Annotated in this window: 1 protein-coding gene and 1 pseudogene; both read left to right on the top strand. The window is 33.7% G+C overall.

Features of this window, described 5'->3' with window-relative positions; translation table 11 throughout:
• A pseudogene (locus ORL93_RS30770) lies at window positions 1–414 on the top strand (recombinase family protein); the annotation flags it as partial.
• Between the two features lie 69 nt (window positions 415–483).
• On the top strand, window positions 484–1,059 hold a 576-nt coding region (locus ORL93_RS30765), incomplete at its 3' end, for an Rpn family recombination-promoting nuclease/putative transposase (RefSeq protein ID WP_265960344.1).

Raw genomic sequence — 1,059 nt, 5'->3', positions numbered from 1 at the left:
AAGGCATTAAATTTATATAAGTCAGAGCAATATAGTATTCGAGAAATTATAGATATGACTGGCATTAGCCAAGCAACACTGTACCGATACATACGAGAACACAAGCAAGTACAAAAGAATGAGGAAACAGAAGAAAAAACAGCAACTATTCGTATGTTGTTACGTGTAGAAAATAATAATAAATTTGTACGTGGGAAGGGGAAAGTTAGAAAGAATATCGAATCCTTTCTCATATCACAATACAATATGGAACAACGCTTAGGGGAGTACATATTCTATGTTCCTTACACCACAATTTCAGATTTAGAAAAAAAGGTAGATAGCATAATTCATGAAATTGATTTTGAAGCGGATTTACAAAACTGTTTTACTGAGTTAGATGTGTACTGTGATGAATTGGAGCTACAATGGTAAGCATTTGCGTATATAACAAGTTATCTTATAAAATAAGAAGAAGAAAAGAAAGACAGGGAGAGGAAACCCATGTCCACAAAATTAGTAAATTTACGAATTGATTTTGCTTTTAAACAGTTATTCGGAACGAAAGGGAACGAAGAGATCTTAACTGGTTTCTTGAATGCTATTTTAGAGGAATCTTTAGAGGCACCCGTTGCATCTCTACAATTGGAAGACCCACATCTTCATAAGGCTTATGAAGATGATAAGTTATCCATTTTAGATTTATTAGCAACATTAGACAACGGAACGCAAGTGAATATAGAGATACAGCTTCGCAATACACATGATATGGTAAAGCGATCTTTATATTACTGGAGTAAACTCTATACATCCCAAATGCAAGAAGGGATGCCGTATCGTTCACTTCGGAAAACAATTACCATTAACTTATTAGATTTTATATTATTCTCCCAGGATGATTCATTTCACACCATAGGACAATTATGGAATCCCCAAAAGCAACAGATACTAAGTGATGATATTGAAATTCATTTTGTTGAAATTCCAAAATTGGTCAAACAATGGCGTGAAGAAAAAGTAAATCCATGGGAAAATGCATTTGTTCGTTGGATGTTATTACTACCAGCACATGAAGATGAA

The organism is Bacillus sp. DHT2, from assembly GCF_026241455.1.
Lineage (GTDB): Bacteria > Bacillota > Bacilli > Bacillales > Bacillaceae_G > Bacillus_A > Bacillus_A pseudomycoides.
This window is presented reverse-complemented; position numbering and strand designations above follow the sequence as displayed.